Annotated in this window: 18 protein-coding genes; 10 read left to right on the forward strand and 8 right to left on the reverse strand. The window is 65.7% G+C overall.

Features of this window, described 5'->3' with window-relative positions:
* Positions 1 to 15 precede the first annotated feature (15 nt).
* Together ACXAJV_RS07960 and ACXAJV_RS07965 are read right to left on the reverse strand one after the other, a co-directional pair.
* Positions 16 to 327 carry a PAN domain-containing protein gene (locus ACXAJV_RS07960; RefSeq protein WP_475083971.1) on the reverse strand — a complete coding sequence of 104 codons (312 nt, stop codon included), beginning with the start codon at positions 325 to 327 and terminating at the stop codon, positions 16 to 18.
* Positions 328 to 407: 80 nt separating this feature from the next.
* Positions 408 to 2,381, reverse strand: a complete 1,974-nt coding sequence (locus ACXAJV_RS07965) for a putative bifunctional diguanylate cyclase/phosphodiesterase (RefSeq protein ID WP_475083974.1) — start codon at positions 2,379 to 2,381, stop codon at positions 408 to 410.
* 201 nt (positions 2,382 to 2,582) lie between these two features.
* On the opposite strand from ACXAJV_RS07965, the gene ACXAJV_RS07970 reads away from it, so the two are divergent.
* On the forward strand, positions 2,583 to 3,419 hold the full coding sequence (locus ACXAJV_RS07970) for an ion transporter (protein ID WP_475083977.1): 837 nt from the start codon (positions 2,583 to 2,585) through the stop codon (positions 3,417 to 3,419).
* Here the strand turns inward: ACXAJV_RS07970 and ACXAJV_RS07975 are convergent.
* The gene (locus tag ACXAJV_RS07975; RefSeq protein WP_475083980.1) at positions 3,353 to 5,293 is read right to left on the reverse strand and encodes a transglycosylase domain-containing protein; all 1,941 of its coding nucleotides are present in this window, start codon (positions 5,291 to 5,293) and stop codon (positions 3,353 to 3,355) included. The genes ACXAJV_RS07970 and ACXAJV_RS07975 overlap by 67 nt on opposite strands.
* A 116-nt stretch (positions 5,294 to 5,409) precedes the next feature.
* Between ACXAJV_RS07975 and ACXAJV_RS07980 the strand changes: the two genes are divergently transcribed.
* A complete protein-coding gene (locus ACXAJV_RS07980; protein ID WP_475083983.1) occupies positions 5,410 to 5,862 on the forward strand; it encodes a YcgN family cysteine cluster protein in 453 nt (150 codons plus the stop codon).
* Positions 5,863 to 6,022: 160 nt separating this feature from the next.
* Here the strand turns inward: ACXAJV_RS07980 and ACXAJV_RS07985 are convergent, their stop codons facing one another.
* From ACXAJV_RS07985 to ACXAJV_RS08000, 4 genes are read right to left on the reverse strand one after another with little or no spacing between them, the layout of a single operon-like run.
* Positions 6,023 to 6,226, reverse strand: coding sequence for a YgaP family membrane protein (locus tag ACXAJV_RS07985; protein WP_271185089.1), 204 nt, complete (start codon positions 6,224 to 6,226; stop codon positions 6,023 to 6,025).
* Positions 6,223 to 9,510: an efflux RND transporter permease subunit gene (locus ACXAJV_RS07990; protein ID WP_475083985.1), complete on the reverse strand. Its 3,288-nt coding sequence runs from the start codon at positions 9,508 to 9,510 to the stop codon at positions 6,223 to 6,225. Before ACXAJV_RS07990 ends, ACXAJV_RS07985 begins: the two co-directional genes overlap by 4 nt.
* Positions 9,507 to 10,490: an efflux RND transporter periplasmic adaptor subunit gene (locus ACXAJV_RS07995; RefSeq protein WP_475083987.1), complete on the reverse strand. Its 984-nt coding sequence runs from the start codon at positions 10,488 to 10,490 to the stop codon at positions 9,507 to 9,509. Before ACXAJV_RS07995 ends, ACXAJV_RS07990 begins: the two co-directional genes overlap by 4 nt.
* A gap of 19 nt (positions 10,491 to 10,509) precedes the next feature.
* The gene (locus ACXAJV_RS08000) at positions 10,510 to 10,866 is read right to left on the reverse strand and encodes a rhodanese-like domain-containing protein (protein WP_475083990.1); all 357 of its coding nucleotides are present in this window, start codon (positions 10,864 to 10,866) and stop codon (positions 10,510 to 10,512) included.
* A 114-nt stretch (positions 10,867 to 10,980) separates the two neighbouring features.
* On the opposite strand from ACXAJV_RS08000, the gene ACXAJV_RS08005 reads away from it, so the two are divergent.
* Positions 10,981 to 11,310: an ArsR/SmtB family transcription factor gene (locus tag ACXAJV_RS08005; protein ID WP_475083992.1), complete on the forward strand. Its 330-nt coding sequence runs from the start codon at positions 10,981 to 10,983 to the stop codon at positions 11,308 to 11,310.
* Positions 11,311 to 11,384: 74 nt separating this feature from the next.
* Positions 11,385 to 12,665: an NAD(P)/FAD-dependent oxidoreductase gene (locus ACXAJV_RS08010; protein WP_475083995.1), complete on the forward strand. Its 1,281-nt coding sequence runs from the start codon at positions 11,385 to 11,387 to the stop codon at positions 12,663 to 12,665.
* A gap of 203 nt (positions 12,666 to 12,868) precedes the next feature.
* On the opposite strand, the gene ACXAJV_RS08015 is transcribed toward ACXAJV_RS08010, so the two are convergent.
* Positions 12,869 to 13,204: a GIY-YIG nuclease family protein gene (locus ACXAJV_RS08015; protein WP_475083998.1), complete on the reverse strand. Its 336-nt coding sequence runs from the start codon at positions 13,202 to 13,204 to the stop codon at positions 12,869 to 12,871.
* A gap of 335 nt (positions 13,205 to 13,539) precedes the next feature.
* Here ACXAJV_RS08015 and ACXAJV_RS08020 point away from each other — a divergent pair, with 335 nt between their 5' ends.
* From ACXAJV_RS08020 to ACXAJV_RS08045, 6 genes are all read left to right on the forward strand, one after another.
* Entirely contained in the window at positions 13,540 to 14,064 is a 525-nt protein-coding gene (locus tag ACXAJV_RS08020) for a hypothetical protein (RefSeq protein WP_475084000.1), read from the forward strand.
* Positions 14,012 to 15,229: a DNA-packaging protein gene (locus tag ACXAJV_RS08025; protein WP_475084002.1), complete on the forward strand. Its 1,218-nt coding sequence runs from the start codon at positions 14,012 to 14,014 to the stop codon at positions 15,227 to 15,229. The genes ACXAJV_RS08020 and ACXAJV_RS08025 overlap by 53 nt, the downstream gene beginning before the upstream one ends.
* Positions 15,230 to 15,403: 174 nt before the next feature.
* A complete protein-coding gene (locus ACXAJV_RS08030) occupies positions 15,404 to 16,444 on the forward strand; it encodes a phage portal protein (RefSeq protein WP_475084004.1) in 1,041 nt (346 codons plus the stop codon).
* Positions 16,441 to 16,680, forward strand: a complete 240-nt coding sequence (locus ACXAJV_RS08035; protein ID WP_475084006.1) for a hypothetical protein — start codon at positions 16,441 to 16,443, stop codon at positions 16,678 to 16,680. Before ACXAJV_RS08030 ends, ACXAJV_RS08035 begins: the two co-directional genes overlap by 4 nt.
* 215 nt (positions 16,681 to 16,895) lie before the next feature.
* Entirely contained in the window at positions 16,896 to 17,321 is a 426-nt protein-coding gene (locus ACXAJV_RS08040) for an HK97 family phage prohead protease (protein ID WP_475084009.1), read from the forward strand.
* Positions 17,322 to 17,347: 26 nt separating this feature from the next.
* Positions 17,348 to 18,565 (forward strand): phage major capsid protein, encoded by a 1,218-nt coding sequence (locus ACXAJV_RS08045; RefSeq protein ID WP_475084011.1) that lies wholly within the window; start codon positions 17,348 to 17,350, stop codon positions 18,563 to 18,565.
* Positions 18,566 to 18,774: the final 209 nt, after the last annotated feature.

Raw genomic sequence — 18,774 nt, forward strand, 5'->3', positions numbered from 1 at the left:
GCGTTGCAAGACTGGCTAGTCATACTCACCGTGCTGCATCGATTGCAGGGCGTTCACTTCGCGCGGGCTTGGCGGCCGTACCGCAGCGGCCTCGATCCGTTGAACCAGACCGGCTGACAGCCCGGTCACCCGGCCCGGTGCGCGGAACGGGGTGGGCGCGGCGGAGAGCAGGGCGCATTGGGTGTCCGGGCCATCGAGCCCGGCGACTGTCCAGACCCAGGACTGGCAGTTTCCATCGCGACTGCACACGGCCGCACAGCTGGCGGGCGTGCCGGCATCCATGGCGATTAAGCCATAGACCGCGCCGCGACGTGACCAGCCGTCCATGACGTCGTCTGCCCTGGCTTGGCCAAGTGCGGGGAGAAGCGCAAACAGGACGGCTGCTTGCAGCAAGATCGCGGAGCGCATCACTGGATGCTGGCCCGGTGAATAGCCTCGGCCGGTTCGGTCCGGCAGCGGGCAGGCGTGAAGTCATAGGTCTTGTCGAGGGCCGCGGGGATGGCGCTGGCCGGCATCGGGGCACCGATCAGATAGCCCTGGATGTGGCGGGCGCCCATGGTCCGCAGGATGTGCATCTGCGCTTCGGTCTCCACGCCTTCCACAACGCAACCCAGGCCCAGCGTGCGGGACAGGGAGAGCAGGGTGCGCACGATCTTGAAGGCAGCGGTATCTTCCAGAATGTTGCGCACGAAGGAATGGTCGATCTTCAGCTTGCTGACCGGCAGGAGCTGCAGGTATTGCAGCGAGGAATAGCCGATTCCGAAATCGTCCAGCGATACACGGTGTCCGGCTTCGCTGATCTGGTCGATCGCCCGGCGCGCCTGGTTGAAGTCGCTCATCATCGCCGTCTCGGTGATCTCGAACTCGATGCGAGACGGCGCGATACCGCTGTCGCGGACGGTAGCCAATGCGCTCTCCATCGCATGCGGCGACATCAGATCGTGGGTCGAGAGGTTGAAGGCCAGTGTCAGATCATCCGGCCAGCTCGCCATTGCGGCGAGTGCCTTGCCCAGCAGAACCTGGGTCAGCGGCCGGATCAGGCCGGCCCGTTCGGCGGCCGGGATGAAGATGTCGGGCGTGACGGCGCCCAGTTCCGGCGAGTTCCAGCGGGCGAGGGCCTCGAATCCGATGATCCGGCCTTTCGCGAGATCGAACTGCGGCTGGAAATGCAGCTGGAATTCGCTGTCATAGTCACAGCGGCGCAGTGCCTTGTCGACCTGGCTGGAATTCGCCATCGCCTGCTCCAGCGCAGCGTTGAACAGCACGGCTTTGCCCTGCACGGCGCTTTTGGCGAAATAGAGCGCATGGTCGGCGCGCTCCATGAGGTCTCCCGTATCGAGCTCTGGCCGGTCGCAAATCAGCAGACCGACCGACCCAGACCCCTTGCAGGTATAGTCGCCCAGCCGATACCGCTCGGAGAGTTTCGCTTCGATGCGATGTCCGAGGGTGAGCGCCGTCTCCGCGGTGTTGGGAATCGCGGGTGCGATGAACGCAAACTCGTCACCGCCGAGCCGGGCGGCAATTGCTGCCGGACCGATCGTCTCGCGCAGCCGTTCGGCGACGGCTTTGAGCATTTCGTCGCCGGCCGCATGTCCGTAGGTGTCGTTGACCGGTTTGAAACCGTCCAGGTCGACAAGTCCCAGAATGAAGGGCGTCTCGCTGTTCCGCAGTTCTTCAACCCGATGGTTGAGTTCCACGAAGAAGTTGCGGCGATTGGGTAGTCCCGTCAGCGCATCGCACTCGGCGAGGTGCCGGGCTTCGTGCGCGAGAAACTCTGCCTTTTCGCGATCCCGGTCAGCTTCCAGCCGGGCGATGACGGTGTTGAGCACCGCGGTCCGCAGGATCAGCGCGATCGCTGCGGCCGAAGCAACCCCGCCCACTGACACCCATGTATAGTCCATCAGCTGGTCTGGTATGTTCCGCCAGACGAGGAAGATAATGCTCGCATAGTTGAGAAGAACAGCCACGGCAATGCTGCGGCGGCGTGGCAGGATCGCCGCAAACAGCGGCATCATGAGGATGGCGTAGACGAGATTCTCGGTCTCGAAATAGAGTGTCTGCTGCAGGTTCGAGTTCCAGTACATCGACAAGCAGACCAGCGCGCCGCTGAGCTCCAGTTGGTGACCGTCCCGGGGTTGTTTGAGGTAGTGACGAACAGCAAGGCAGACGGCGGCAGCGCAGGCCACCGACAACAGCATGACGCCGTGATACTCTTCACCAGGCGAAATCAACCGCATGGCGATGTCAAACAGGAAATAGCTCATCACGGCGACCGAAGCACCGCGCAGGATCGGCTGATAGGCGATCGCGATGGCATCGTGGCCGGGCTTGCCCCGAGGTGTTGCTCCGGAGCTTGTGATGTCTGTGTCCGTTGGGCGCATGGAAAACGTATCCGTGTTTCCCGTGCAATAACCCGTGGGCCGTTAAATGCGGTCTAAACGGCTGCATAAAATTTGATTGAATTGATGATTTCTCCCCGTTTTCGCTCATTCGTGGTGATTGAAATCCTTCCACCCTGCCTTTAGGAGCAGGCGGGTGTGCATTCTGGGGGCGATCGCCTGCGGAAGCAGAGGGGATACAGTGTGAAGGCTTTCGTCGAGAGTTCGCATTTCCGCAACTTCATCATGACGCTGATCGTGATCAACGCGATCACGCTGGGGCTGGAAACCTATCCCTATGAAGGTGAGTGGTTCACAACCTGGTTGCCGATGCTGGACCGTGTCATCGTCGGCGTTTTCGTCGTCGAGATCGCGCTCAAGCTGATCGCCTACCGCCATCGCTTCTTCCTGTCGGGATGGAACTGGTTCGACCTGTTCGTGATCACGGTGTCCGTCATCCCGGCGGCCGGCGGGTTCTCCGTCCTGCGGGCGCTGCGGATCGTGCGGGCCTTCCGCCTGTTCTCGGTGATGCCGGACCTTCGCAAGGTCGTGGAAGCCCTGCTCAACGCCATCCCGGGCATGGGGGCCGTAATCGCGGTGCTGGGCCTGATGTTCTACGTCTCCGCCGTGATGGCGACGAAGCTTTACGGCGAAGCCGTGCCGGAGCGTTTCGGCACGCTGGGCGACAGCGCCTTCGCCCTGTTCCAGGTGATGACTCTGGAAGGCTGGGCATCCGATGTCGCCATTCCGGTGATGGAGACCCATCCCTGGGCCTGGATTTTCTTTGTCGTCTTCATCGTGCTGACCAGTTTCGCCGTGCTGAACCTGTTCATTGCCATCATCGTGGACAGCCTGCAGTCCAAGCATTTCGACGATGAAGAGGCCCGCGATGCCGAGGCTGATGCCGACCGGGAAATCCTGCACACTGAAATCGCCGGCCTGCGTGCCGAGATTGCGGCCCTGACTGCGGCCGTTCAGCGCTCGCTGGGCGAGGCGCCGTCTTCGAGTAGTTCGGAAAACGCGGACGACAGGTCGGAATAAAAAGCTGCCAGGCGTTCTTCGCGTTCCGACCGCGTGCGCGGGGCCGGAGCGCTCAGCGCACGGGCCGGCAGGCCTTCGTGTACCCGCACCATGAAGTCGCGCCAGATCTGGGCCGGCATGCCACCACCCGTCACATTCTCCATCGGGCTGTCATCATCATTGCCAACCCAGACGCCCGCCGTGTAGTCGGCGGTGTAGCCGATGAACCAGGCGTCGCGGAAGGACTGGCTGGTGCCGGTCTTGCCAGCCGAGGCCCGGCCGGGCAGGGCGGCCCGGCGGCCGGTGCCGGTCATCACCACATCCTGCAGCATGGTCGACATGGCCTGGGCCGTTTCTGCCTCCAGCGCCCGTTCGGCGCCGGGATCGCGATGCTCGTACAGCACATCGCCGCGGGAATTCGTGATCGAGAGGATGAAGTAGGGTGCGCGCCGCTCACCGTCATTCGCGAACACTGAATAGGCGGCGGTCAGTTCGACCAGATTCACTTCTGCGGCGCCGAGCGCGATGGCGGGCAGTTCGGGCAGTTCGGACCGGATGCCCAGCCGGTGGCCCATTTCCACGATACGTCCGATCCCGACCTCGTCGGCGACCTGCACGGCAACCGTGTTGATCGAGCGCTTGAGGGCTTCCTGCAGGGTCACCAGGCCGCGATAGGATCCGGAGAAATTCTGCGGCGTCCAGCCCTCCAGATCGACCGGTTCGTCCCACACTGCCGATGACGGGTCGTAGCCCGCTTCCAGCGCGGCGGCGAAGACGATGGGTTTGAAGGCCGAGCCCGGCTGGCGCTGGGCCTGGAGGGCGCGGTTGAACTGGCTGTCGCGATAATCCCGGCCGCCGGCGAAGGCGCGGATCGCCCCGTCCGGTGCCAGCAGCACGATAGCGGCCTCGCCGGCATTGGCGGCGTCGCCCTGTTCGGACAGGACGCGCTCGACGGTCTCGTTGGCGGCGCGGGCCAGGGCCGGGGCCAGCGTGGTGCGGATGATCAGGTCGGGGATGTCGCCCGGGACCAGGCGCTGGGCCTCGGCCAGGGCCATGTCAAAGGCATGGCCCCAGTTCGATGTGGCGTTGGGATCGGAGGTGTCGGCGACGGGTTCTGCCGGATCGGCGAGCGCCTCGGCGTGCTCGGTCGCCGTGATGTAACCGGCGTCCTCCATCGCGGCGAGCACCTGGGCGGCGCGGGCGCGGGCGGCATCGAGATTGACGGTCGGGTCGAGCCGGCTCGGCGCCTTGGGCAGAGCGGCCAGGAGGGCGGCTTCAGCCAGGGTGAGCTCGGTGGCGGACTTGTCGAAATAGCGTTCGGCGGCGGCTTCGATGCCGTAGGCACGGGCGCCCAGATAGATGCGGTTGAGGTAGAGCTCGAGAATTTCGGTCTTGGACAGCTCGCGTTCGAGCGCTCGCGCCAGCCGCATTTCCTGGATCTTGCGACGCAGCTCGCGGTCGGGCGAGAGCATCAGATTTTTAACCAGCTGCATGGTGATGGTCGAACCGCCCTCGACCGTGGCGCCGGCCCGGAAGTTCCGCCAGAGCGCCCGGGCGACGCCGCGGAAATCGACGCCGGTATGCTGATAGAAGCGCTGGTCCTCGATGGCGAGAAAGGCCTGGGGGACATGTTCCGGCAGGCTCTCCAGAGCGACGGCGCGGGCATAGAGCGGACCGCGCACAGCGAGGACCCGGCCCTCGCGGTCGGCCAGGGTGACGGCGGGCTCGCGGCGGACATTCCACAGCTCGGCGGCGCCCTGCGGCGCAGACGGCAAATCGTGGAAGGCCCAGTGCCAGCCAGCGAAGGCAAAGGAGACGAGCATGACCGCGATCAGCGCCAGCGATCCGCCCACGATCAGACGGCGGCGCTGTTCGCGCCGATCGCGTTCCATCATGTGATCCGCGCGAAACGGCTCCTGGTACATGCTTTTTGCCAACCCCGAATGCCTGGCTGCGTGTTAGGCTCGCCCTGTCTAAAGCCTATCAATAGCGGCGGAATTCAGGCGGGACCATGCCTCAGCCTTTCTGGAAAATGAAATCTCTGGACCAGATGTCCCGCGATGAATGGGAATCGCTTTGCGACCATTGCGGAAAGTGCTGTCTGGTGAAGCTGGAAGACGAGGATACCGGGCTGCGTCTGGAGACGGATATCGCCTGCACGCTGTTTGATTGCGAGAATGGCGGCTGCCGCAATTATCCGCACCGGCATGCCCAGGTGCCGGACTGTGTCGTGCTGACGCCGGACAATATCCGCACCCTGCCGTGGATTCCGAAGACCTGCGCCTACCGGCTGATCGCCGAGGGCAAGGACCTTTTCGACTGGCACCCGCTGGTGACCGGTGATCCGCACTCCACCGTCAAGGCGGGGATGAGTGTTGCTGGCCAGGTGATCAGCGAAGACGACTTCGACGGCGACCCCGACTGGGACCAGCACATCGTGGAATGGCCGGGCGAAGAGGACTGAGGGCCGAAGACAGTGTCTTCCCCCTCATCCGCCCTCCGGGCACCTTCTCCCCTGGGGAGAAGGGGTTTTCTTCGTGACACGCGCAACCGGAACTCCCTCTCCCTGGGGAGAGGGTCGGGGAGAGGGGGAAAGCACCGGCCTTCGCCCTCCCCAACGCGCCCTAGCTGAACACCGCCTTGTCCTTGGCGCCGAGGGCCTTGAAGACCATGGCGGCCGGGCAGAAACCGGTGAAGCTGGTCTGGATCTGGTTGAGGCCGACGAAGGCGGTGAGCAGCAGCCACCACTCGCTGACCTGCCAGGCGAGGATCGCCGAGAGAAGGGTCATGCAGCCGGCGAAGAGCATGACGGCACGTCCGAGGGTCATGATGTTTCTCCTTCAAGAGACACTTCGGAATGGGCCGGCCGGTAGGGCGCATCGCCGTCCTTGAAGACGATGTAGATCGCCGGGATCACCAGCACGGTAAGAAGGGTGGACGAGGCCAGGCCGAACAGGAGCGAGATCGCCAGGCCCTGGAAGATCGGATCGCCCAGGATGACCGAGGCGCCGATCATGGCCGCGATGGCGGTCAGAAGGATCGGCTTGAAGCGGATCGCGCCGGCCCGCAGCAGGGTCTCGCGCAAGGGTTCGCCTTCCTCGGCGCCGTGGCGGATGAAATCGACCAGCAGGATCGAGTTTCTCACGATGATACCGGCCAGGGCGATGAAACCGATCATCGAGGTGGCGGTGAAGGCGGCGCCGAAAATCCAGTGCCCGAAGATGATTCCGATAAAGGTCAGCGGGATCGGGGTGAGGATGATCAGCGGCACGCGGAACGACCCGAACTGCGCCACAACCAGTACATAAATACCCAATAGCGCCACCATGAAGGCCGCACCCATGTCGCGGAAGGTGACATAGGTGATTTCCCACTCGCCGTCCCACAGGAGGGTGACCTCTTCATCGCCCGGCGGCTGACCATACATCCGGATTTGGGGGGCGGGGATATCCTCGCTCCAATCCCGTTCCGCGAGGGCGTCCTGCACGGCGAACATGCCGTAGATCGGGGCCTCGAAATCGCCGGCCAGCTCGGCCATCACCATCTCGGCATAGCGCCCGTCGCGGCGGAAGATCGGGTAGGAGCCGTCCTCTTCGGTGATCGAGACCACATCGCCCAGTTCCACCACGGTGCGGTCGCCCGGCAGGGTGTTGGCGGGGACGGGGGTGGAGGCGAGGCGCTCGGTCCAGCTGCGATCGCTGCGCGGCAGTTCCACGGCGATCTCGACCGGATTGCGGCCTTCTCCGCGGTGCGAGTAGCCCACTGTTGTGCCGCCGATCAGCGCGCCGATCGTGTCGTAGACATCCGACTGCTGGACGCGGAAATATTCCAGGCTGTCCTGGTCGATGGCGATGCGCAAGCGCGGCCGCGGTTCGCCGAACCCATCATTGACGTCGACGATATAGGGCACGCTCTGGAAGGCGGCGCGGACTTCGCGGGCGACAGCGCGTCGGGTTTCCGCATCCGGCCCGTAGATCTCCGCCAGCAGGGTTGCCAGCACGGGCGGGCCCGGCGGGATTTCCGCGACCTGGACGGAGGTGCCTTCGGGCAAATCCATCCCGGCCAGCAGTTCGCGGGCCTCAAGGGCGATCGCGTGCGAGGCGCGGTCGCGATGGTGTTTGGGCAGGAGGTTGACCTGGAGGTCGCCCTGTTCCGGCCGGCTGCGCAGGTAATAGTGGCGCACCAGCCCGTTGAAGTTGAATGGCGCCGAGGTGCCGGCATGGGCCTGGATCGAGACCGCTTCCGGGATCGCGGCCAGCCGGCCGGCGGCCTCGGTGAGCACCCGGTCAGTGCGTTCCAGCGTGGCGCCTTCGGGCAGGTCGATAATGACCTGGAATTCCGACTTGTTGTAGAAGGGCAGGAGTTTCACCGTCACGCCCTTGAAGTAGAAGGCGGACATGGAAACCAGGGTCAGTACGCCCACTGTCAGAAGCAGCGTCCAGGCCGGGCGGCGGCCGGCGATGACCGGTGTCGCGACGCGGCGGTAGAGCTTGCCGAGAATGCCCTCATGGCCTTCGGCGTGGCCGGAGACATCGGATTTGCGGCGGCCGGCGATCATCATCATCAGCCAGGGCGTCAGCACCATGGCGACAAAGAAAGAGAAGATCATCGCGGCGGAGGCGTTGACCGGGATCGGCGCCATGTAGGGACCCATCAGGCCCGACACGAACAGCATCGGCAGCAGGGCTGCGACCACGGTGAGGGTGGCGACGATGGTGGGATTGCCCACTTCGGCGACGGCTTCCACGGCGGCCGTGATGCGCGAGCGACCGTCCTTCATGGCCCAGTGACGGGCGATGTTCTCGATCACCACGATGGCGTCGTCGACGAGGATTCCGATGGAGAAGATCAGCGCGAACAGGGAGACGCGATTGATCGTGTAGCCCATCAGATTGGACGCAAACAGCGTCATCAAAATCGTGGTCGGGATGACGACCAGCACGACCAGGCCCTCGCGCCAGCCGATCACGAACGTGACCAGCAGCACGATGGAGACGGTGGCGAGCGCCAAGTGGAAGAGCAGCTCGTTGGCCTTCTCGTTCGCGGTCTCGCCGTAATTGCGGGTGACGGTGACATTGACACCCTCGGGGATCAGGCTGCCGCGCAGCAACTCCAGGCGTTCCAGGATGTGTTCGGAGACGACGACCGCATTGGCGCCCTCGCGCTTGGCGATGGCGAGGGTGACCGCGGGTGCGCGCACCCAGCCGGCGGTCGATCCGTGATCGTCCTCGCCCTCATGCGCGCCGGTGCCCTCGCGGGTGAACATCCAGGCGCGGGCGTCGGCCGGCTCGGCGCCGACAATGACATCCGCCACATCGCGCACATAGACCGGGCGGCCATCGCGCGCGGTCAGCAGGAGAAGGCCTATATCGGGCACGCCCTGCAGTGTCTGGCCGGCGGTGACGAAGCGCGTGGTGTCATTGCCGCTCACCTGGCCGGCGGGGAAGGCGCGGTTGGCCTCGGCGATGCGGCCGGCGAGCTGTTGCAGGGTGACGCCGTATTGCGACAGGCGTTCCGGATCCGGTTCGACGCGGATCTGGTCGGCGCGGCCGCCGGTGATATAGGTCAGGCCGACATCCTCGACCGCCATCAGCGCCGCGCGCAATTCCTCGGCGATATTGTAAAGGGCGTTGTCGTCCCAGTGCCCGGCCACGGCGGGCGCAGGCGAGAGGGTCAGCGCGACGATGGCGACATCGTCAATGCCGCGGCCGACGATCAGCGGCGGATTGATGCCGTGGGGGATGCGGTCGAGATTGGCATTGATCCGTTCGTGCACACGCAGGATCGCATCGTCGGCATCGGTGCCGACATCGAAGCGCGCGGTGACCATCACCTGGTCGTCTTCGGTCTGGGAATAGACGTGTTCGACATTCTCGATCGAGCGGATGATCGTCTCGAGCGGTTCGGTGACGAGCTCGACGGCGTCCGGTGCGCGCAGGCCCGGCGCGGCGACCATCACATCCACCATCGGCACGGAGATTTGCGGCTCTTCCTCGCGCGGGATGACCATCAGGGCGATCAGGCCCATGGCCAGTGAGGCCAGCAGGATGAGCGGGGTCAGCGGCGAACGGATGAACGCCTGGGCGAGATGTCCGGAAAGACCCAGCTTCATGGCTGCACCAGCACGTCGCCGGCGGCGATGCCGCCGAGAATTTCAACACCGTCCGCGGTTTCGCGGCCGCGCTGGACGACAATGTCCACGACATGGCCATCGGCCTCGCGCAGGCGGACATAGTCAACGCCATAGCGGTTGATCAGGAAGGCTTCGGGCACGATGACCGCATCGCGCTCATCGACCTCGACATGCACGCGCACGCGTTCACCGACAAAGTAATTGCCCAGCCCCTCGACGACGGCATCGGCGACGACGCGGCCGTCCTCGATGCGCGGATAGACCTGGCGGATGCGGCCGGTGGGTGCGACATCGCCGGTCAGGGCAGCCGCATCGACGGTCACTGTGTCGCCTTCGGCAATTGTGCGGGCATGTCGTTCCGGCAGGCGCAGGCGCAAGAGATAGAGGTCGGACGCAATGGTGGCGACCTGTTCGCCCTGCAGCACAACCGAACCGGCGGTCACCGGCACGTCGAGCACGCGGCCGCTGGCCGGGGCGAGCACATCGCCTTCGCGCGATTGCTGCACGAGGACGGCGCGTTCCTGGCGGGCCGAGGCGAGCTGGCCCTCCAGCACGTCGACCTGGGTCTGGGCCTGATCCAGACGGGCCTGGGGGAAGATGCCGCGATCGAACAGGTCCTGGGCGCGGGTCAGATCCACGCGGGCCTGGTCCAGCTGGGCCTGCAGCGCCGAGGCGGTGGCGTTGACGGCGCCGATCTGCGGCGCCAGCCGGTCGTCGACCACCACGGCCAGCACATCGCCGGCCGCCACGGCATCGCCCTCATCCACGCGCAACTCGCCGATCGTGCCGGAGATGCGGGCGCGGGCGGCCACGGTGTCGATGCTCTCGACCGTGGCGAACACGGCCTTGCGGTCGGCAATCCGTGTCTGGGTGACGGTGAAGCTTTCGCCCGGCTGGGCGAGGGCGGCGGGGGCGGTAACCGCAAGAAGGGCGGTCGCGACGAGGCCGGCTTTCAGCATGGCGTCAGGCCTTTCCGGTTCAGCGGCTCTGGGGGTCGATAACGGCGCCGGTGGCCGGATCGATGGTGATGGTCGGCAGGCCTGCCGATTTCCAGGCCATGAGGCCGCCCTTCACATGGGCGGTGATCGGCACGCCGGCTTGCTGGCAGCGCTGCAGGGCGTCCATCGAGCGCTTGCCGGATCCGCAATGCAGGATCACCTCGCGGGATGTGTCGAGCGGCAGGGATTGCGGATCGAAGGTCGAGAGCGGATGCAGCGAGGCGCCGTGCAGGCGCTCGGTGGCGTATTCGCGCGGTTCGCGCACATCGATCAGCACGGCCGCATTGTCCTGCAGGGCCTTGTAGACATCTTTCGGGTCGAGTTCGCGAAGGCTCATGACGGGGTCTCCCTGTGCGCCAGGCTGTGGGTCAAAACATTAGTTGACACTAATTTAGTGAAAGCTATATTAGCTGTCAATGATGTTTCAGACACCGCGTTCGAGGTGACCCGCGTGACGACAACTGACCCGCAGATCGCGCAATTGCAGGACCAGGCCGGCAATGCCGCCGCCTTCCTGAAATTGCTGGCCAATGAAAAACGTCTCCTGATCCTGTGCCGTCTGGCGATGGGCGAGGCGACGGTGGGCGAGCTCTGCGAGATCGCCGGCCTGTCGCAATCGGCCATGTCCCAGCACCTGGCCAAGATGCGCAGCGACGGCCTGGTGGAGGGCCGCAAGGATGGTCTGCAGGTGCACTACTCCATCCGTGACGAGCGCTGCCTGGGCATCCTGATGAATCTGAAATCGCAGTTTTGCCCCGCGGCCGATGAGGTCGCCGGATAGACCGCTTCAAACAAGCAGGTCCGGCCGATCCCGACCGGGCCGCAGGACAGACCGCTGACGGTCGGGAGGAAAACATGGCTCATATCGTTGTACTCGGCGCCGGCCTGGGCGGCGTTCCCATGGCCCTGGAAGCGCGCAAGGAATTGCGTTCCAGCGACCGGATCACGGTGGTTTCGGACTATCCCACCTTCCACTTCACCCCCTCCAATCCCTGGGTCGCGGTCGACTGGCGCAAGCCGGAAAAGATCAAGGTCGAGCTGGCGCCGATGCTGAAGAAAAAGGGCATCGACTTCATCCACGCCGCCGCCACGAAAGTCCGCCCGGAGGCCAATGCCATCGATCTGGCGAACGGCGAGACGCTGGAATACGACTATCTGGTCATCGCCACCGGCCCGGAGCTCGCCTTCGACGAGATCGAGGGGCTGGGCCCGCATGGCGGTTTCACCCAGTCGGTCTGCCATGTCGACCATGCCGAGGCGGCGAACGCCGCCTGGCAGGCATTCGTCGAGGATCCCGGTCCCGTCATTGTCGGCGCCGTGCAGGGCGCGTCCTGTTTCGGGCCCGCCTACGAGACGGCGATGATCTACGAGACCGATCTGAGAAAGCGCAAGATCCGCGACAAGGTGCCGATGACCTTTGTCACGTCGGAACCCTATATCGGCCATCTTGGCCTGGACGGTGTCGGCGACACCAAGGGCCTGCTGGAAAGCGAGATGCGCAACCGGCATATCAAGTGGATCACCTCGGCCCGCGTGACAAAGGTCGAGGACGGCATGATGCATGTCGAGGAAGTGGCCGAGGACGGGTCGGTGAAGAAGACCCATGAACTGCCCTTCAAATACTCCATGATGCTGCCGGCTTTCCGCGGTATCGCCGCGGTGCGCGATGTCGAGGGCCTGGTCAATCCGCGCGGCTTCGTGCTGATCGACGAGCATCAGCGCAATCCGAAATACCACAATGTTTTCTCGGTCGGCGTCTGTGTCGCTATCCCGCCGGTCGAGGCCTATCCGGTCCCCGTCGGCGTGCCCAAGACCGGCTTCATGATCGAGAGCATGGTGGTTGCCACCGCCCGAAATATCCGCGCCGATCTGGACGGCAGGCCGGCCAATAACGTGGCGAGCTGGAATGCCGTCTGTATTGCCGATTTCGGCGATGGCGGCGTCGCCTTCGTTGCCATGCCGCAAATCCCGCCGCGCAATGTGAACTGGGCTGCCGATGGCGGCTGGGTCCATCTCGCAAAGGCCGGTTTCGAAAGCTATTTCCTCGGCAAGATCCGCCGCGGCGCCACCGAACCCTTCTACGAGAAGGCCGTGTTCGACATGCTCGGCATCCACAAGGTGAAGAAGGAGGACTGAGCCACACGCCTTGTCATCCCGGATGGACGCCCCGCGCGTCCCGGCTCAAGGCCGGGAGGGCGAAAGTCCGGGACCCATAAACATGGTGTGCGTCCAGCTGTCGCTGACATCGAGCCTTCTTCCGGCCCAAAAAGCGCGTATGGGTCCCGGCCCTGCGGCCTGCCTTCGCAGGCCATTCGGCCGGGATGACAAGTAATGTTCCTCTACCAATTGCGCTGGTGTTCCGGTGCCAGTTCGGCCGGATCGGTTCCGCCCAGACCCGGGTAGAGATCATTCCAGTCGGGATTGTCTTTCTCGATCAGATTGATCTTCCATTGCCGCCGCCAGCGCTTGATGCGCTTTTCCCTTGTAATCGCTTCATTGATATCCTGGTGAGGTTCGTACCAGACAAGCCGGTCGACACCGTACTTGGCCGTAAACCCGGGAACCTGCTGGATCTTGTGCTCGAACACCCGGCGCAGCAGCGCATTGGTGACGCCGCAATACAGCGTTCCGTATCTGCGCGAGGCGAGCAGGTAGACAAAATAGCAATTTTCCATAAACACAATTATAAGTTGTATTACTGGAGTTGTCATCCCGGAAGAATGCCCCGCGAAGGCGGGGCGGAAGTCCGGGACCCATACGCTCCCTGTCGACCGGAAGCAGGTTCGATGACGGCGATCACTGGACATGCACCGTGTTTATAGGTCCCGGCCCTGCGGCCTGCCTTCGCAGGCCATTCGGCCGGGATGACAGCGGCACTTAAAAGCACAAACCGCGGATAACCCGCCCGCTATCCCCGCATCGCGGAAAAATTTCCCCAACTCCTCCAATCTCTTCGCGAAAAAACACGCTGCGACATCAGACCGGTGCCGGCGCCGGGCTATGGTTCGGCATGCTTGAGAAAACCGCGAGAAAACGGCGCGACCGGGTCGACTGGTATCCCTGGATGGTGCGCTACGAGGCGGGCGAAAGCGCAAGCGCGCTCGCTGCCGAGGCCGGCTGTTGCCGGAACACGATCTACCGCAACTGGGCCTGGTTCTCGGCGCTTGCGCCGGAGGAGCGGGCCGATCTGCGACGGCAGGCTTTTCGCCGGCTGGCGGCACGGATCGAGTCCGATGCCCTGCGTTGCCGGATCGACGAGGCCGGCAAGCAGGCGCGCGGACTGGAACCGGTCCGGCGGCTGCTCGACGCCATGGAGGACGAGATGAAACCGAACACGACAAGACCGGCAGCAGGGGGCCAGCATGACGAGATCTCTCCCGCCGCAGCCCGGGCCGAACTACTTGCGCGACTTGCTGAGCACGCAAGACTGCGACGTACAAAAGCGCTGGACGGACAGTCTGAGCGCGGCGGAGCTGGCGCAGATGCGCCGCGACTGGGCGCTCTGGAAACCAAGCAGGGCACAGATCCCGCCTGAGGGTGATTGGCTGATCTGGCTTTTTCTGGGAGGCCGCGGTGCGGGCAAGACCCGCGCGGGGGCCGAATGGGTGCGCGGCGTGGTGGAGGGCGGGGCGCAGCGGATCGCGCTGGTCGCGCCGACCTTCAACGATGTGCGCGAAGTGATGATCGAGGGCCCGTCCGGCCTGATGAATATCGGACCGGAGGCGGGCCGGCCGCGCTATGAGGCCAGCCGCAAACGCGTTGTCTGGCCTGGCGGGGCTGTGGGCTATGCCTTCTCCGCCGAGGATGCGGACGGGCTGCGCGGGCCGCAGTTCGATTTCGCCTGGGGCGATGAAATGGCCGCCTGGTCGAACCCGCAGCGCGTCATCGACACGCTGCGCATGGGGCTGCGTCTGGGCGATCTTCCACGGTTGATGCTGACCACCACGCCGCGGCCGATCCCGGCCCTGAAACGTCTGGTGAAACAGGCCGGCGTGACGCTGAGCCACCAGCCGACCGCCGACAATGCCGCCAATCTGGCACCGGGCTTTCTCGATGCGATGACGGCCGCCTATGGCGGGTCCGCGCTGGGGCGGCAGGAGATCGAGGGCATTCTGATCGACGATCCGCCCGGCGCGCTGTGGAGCCGCGGCCAGGTCGAGGCGTGTTTTGCCGAAACCGTGCCCGATCTCGACCGGATCGTGGTCGCTGTCGACCCGCCGGCCTCGGGCGGACCGCGCTCGGACGAGTGCGGCATCGTGGTGGCGGGCGCGGCGGGCGAGGGGCCGGGCCGGCGCGGTGTCGTGCTGGCGGATATGTCCTTCGGGCCCGCCATGCCGGCCGACTGGGCCGCGCGTGTGGCGTCGGCCTTCGACAGTTTCAGCGCCGACAGCGTGATCGCCGAGGCCAATCAGGGCGGGGAAATGGTGCGCTCGGTGCTCAAGGCCGCCGATGCCGGCCTGCCGGTCCGGCTGGTCCACGCCACCCGCGGCAAGCATGTGCGCGCCGAACCGGTCGCCGCCCTCTATGCCGCCGGACGGGTGAAGCATGCCGGCCGCTTTGCTGCCCTGGAAGACCAGATGTGCGCTTTCGGTTCACCCGAGGCGGGCGGGACCAGTCCCGACCGCGTCGACGCCCTCGCCTGGGCCCTGACCGACCTCCTCGTCGGCACCCGCGGCGCCCCGCGGATGCGGTGGATGTAGTTTTCCGCGAGGGTGTTTTCCCCCTCTCCTCGACCCTCTCCCCGGGGAGAGGGAGTTCTCAGTGCGCCCGGCACGACGAAATCCCTTCTCCCGCGGGGAGAAGGTGCCCGCAGGGCGGATGAGGGGGGCATCCCGGTGCCGCCCGATCGACACTCAAAAAAGAAAGGACACACCATGTCCAACTGGTTTTCCCGGTTTTTCGGCCGGGATGTGAAGACGGCTGCGACGAGCCGGCTGGTCTCGCTGGCGGCGGGGCGGGTGTCGCGCTGGCTGCCGCGGGCGCTGCCGGCGCAGATCGAGGCGGGCTATGCGCGCAATGCGGTGGCCAATCGCTGCGTCAGGCTGATTGCCGAAGCCGCCGCCGACGTGCCGTTCCGGGCTTCCGATCCGGCCGTGCAACGCTTGCTGGACCGGCCCAATGCCGAGACGTCCGGACCCGAGCTGTGGGAAAAACTCTACGGTTATCTACAGCTGGCGGGGAATGGCTATCTCGAGCTCGTCACCCTGGACGGCGAGCCGCGCGAACTCTTCAGCCTGCGCCCGGATCGCATGCGTGTGCTGGCTGATCCGACGGGCTGGCCGACCGGCTGGGAGTATGGTGCGGGGGGCTATAAACGCCGTTTCGAGCGCGATCCGTCCACAGGCCGTTCACAGGTTTTCCACATGCGGCTCTTCCATCCTGCCGACGATCACTACGGCCTCTCGCCGCTGGAACCGGCGGGCCGGGCGGTCGATCTGCACACGGCCGGGGCGGACTGGGCGCGGGCGCTCCTGGACAATGCGGCGCGGCCCTCCGGTGCGCTGGTCTTCAACGGCGCCGACGGCCATCTCACCGAGGACCAGTTCGAACGCCTCAAGGGCGAGCTGGCCAACACGCATACCGGTGCTGCCAATGCCGGACGTCCGCTGCTGCTGGAGGGCGGTCTGGACTGGAAGCCGATGGCGATGAGCCCGGCGGAGATGGACTTCATCGAGGCGCGGCGCGAGGCGGCGCGCGAGATCGCGCTGGCCTTCGGCGTGCCGCCGCTCATCCTCGGCCTGCCGGGCGACAACACATACGCCAATTACCGCGAGGCCAATCTCGCCTTCATCCGCCAGACCGTGACGCCGCTGGTGCGCAAGACCGCGCGGGCGCTGTCGGTCTGGCTGCAGCCCTGGTTCGGCGGGACGCTGACCATCGAGGCCGAGCTGCCTGATCCGGAGGCGGCACCATGAGCGAGATGCCCCGCTGGACGCTGCAGCGCCAGGTCACCGCCGGCGTCCTCCTCGCCATCGGCCTGCAAAGCGCCGGCGCGCTGATCTGGTCCGGCCGCGTCGCCGAACGCCTTGACCAGCTGGAATACGACAATGACCGCGCCGGCCCGCTCGCCGAACGCCTGGCCCGGCTGGAAGCCGAAATGCGCCTGGCGCGCGAGAGCCTGGTGCGCATCGAGCGCCGGATGGAGGAATAGGGGCTCCGCAGAACTAGCTACCGCTTGTCATCCCGGGCGTATGCCCGGCGAAGGCCGGGCGGAGATCCGGGACCCATACCCCCGGTTCCTAGTCATTTGTCACGACGCGCGGGCCCGCTTCCGGCCAAAAGCGAGCGTATGGGTCCCGGCCCTGCGGCCCGCCTGCGCGGGCCATCCGGCCGGGATGACATCGCAAATTCAAGGAAACCCAAATCATGCCCCACCCCCTCCTGATCGAGGGTCATGCGAGCCTGTTCGGGCTGGCGGACCTGGCTGGCGATGTCGTGCATCGCGGCGCGTTTGCCCGGACGCTGCGGGCGAAGACCTCGATCCCCATGCTGTTCCAGCACGATCCGGCCGAACCGGTCGGCGTGTGGACCGGGCTGCGCGAGGACCGGCGCGGGCTGTTCGTCACCGGCGAGATCCTGGCCGAGGGCCCGCGCGGACGCACGGCGGCGGGCCTTGTGGCCCGCGGTGCGGTGAACGGTCTGTCCATCGGCTTTCGCACCCGTCGCTCCGCTGCCCGCAAGCCGCGCGGCCGCGACCTGTTCGACATCGATCTCTGGGAGGTCTCCATCGTGACCTTCCCCATGCTGCCGCAGGCCCGCCTGCGGCTCGTCCGGCCTGCCGTGGCCGCCTGATCTCCTTCACTCAAAAGGGAAAATCCATGACCAAGGAAACCAAGATGACGCCGGTCTCGGCGGAAACCCGGGCCGCGCTGGGCGAGGTGCTGGCCGCGTTCGAGGCCTTCAAGGAGGCCAATGATGCCCGCCTCGACGAGCTCGACGCCAAGGCCTCGTCCGACGTGCTGCTGGACGACAAGGTCGCGCGCATCGACGCGGCCCTGACGCAGCAGAAATCCGCCCTCGACCGCCTCCTGCTCGACCGTGCCCGTCCCGGTCTTGATGGCGCTCCGGCCAATGCCGGCTCGGCGGCCTGGTCCGACTATATGCGCCGCGGCGATGCGGCGGGGCTGAATGAGGGCAAGTCCGCCAGCGCGGGCTCGGACGCCGATGGCGGCTATGTCGTGCCGGCGGAGACCGAGGCGCGTATCGACCGCCTGTTGACCGAAGCCTCGCCGATCCGCGCCATCGCCTCGGTGCGCCAGACCTCGGCGGGCATGTTCCGCAAGCCGGTCTCGAAAGGCGGGGCCGCCACGGGCTGGGTCGCCGAGACCGCCGCGCGGCCGGAGACGGACAGTCCGACGCTGGACCTGATCGATTTCCCCTGCGCCGAGCTCTACGCCATGCCGGCCGCCACCCAGCAGCTGCTGGACGATGCCATGGTGGATATCGAGCAATGGCTGGCCGAGGAGGTGAGGGATGTCTTCGCCGTCCAGGAGGGCGCGGCCTTCGTTTCCGGCAATGGTTCGGGCAAGCCGCGCGGCTTCCTCAACTATACCAAGGCCGCTGAAGGCACCCAGGATTGGGGCGAGATGGGCTATGTCGCGACCGGGACGGATGGCGGCTTCGATGCCGGCGATCCGGCCGACGCGCTGATCGATCTCGTCTATGCGCCCAAGACCGCCTATCGCGCCCGCGGCCGTTTCGTGATGAACCGCCAGACCGTCTCCGCCGTGCGCCGCTTCAAGGATGCCGACGGCAATTACCTCTGGCAGCCCTCGCTCAGCGAAGCCGGCACCTCGACCCTGCTGGGCTATCCCGTCACCGAGGCCGAAGACATGCCCGATATCGGCTCGGACGCCTATGCCATTGCCTTCGGCGATTTCGAGAAGGGCTATCTCGTCGTCGACCGCCAGGGCGTGGAAGTGCTGCGCGATCCCTATTCCGCCAAACCCTACGTCCTCTTCTACACCACCAAACGCGTCGGCGGCGGCGTACAGGACTTCGAGGCCATCAAGCTGTTGAAGTTCGGGACGTCGTAGAGGCGCCCGCCCACCCTTCCTTGTCATCCCGGCCGGATGCCCCGCGCAGGCGGGGCGCAGCGCCGGGACCCATACGCATCGCTTCTGGCCGCAAGCAGGCTCGTTATCCGCGCCAGCTGGGCGATCACCGGGGTTATGGGTCCCGAACCTACGCCCGGCTCAAGGCCGGGCATCCATCCGGGATGACAATACGTTTTGCGAGGTCCCAG

It is taken from the genome of Maricaulis sp. ABE4_448, assembly GCF_056160825.1.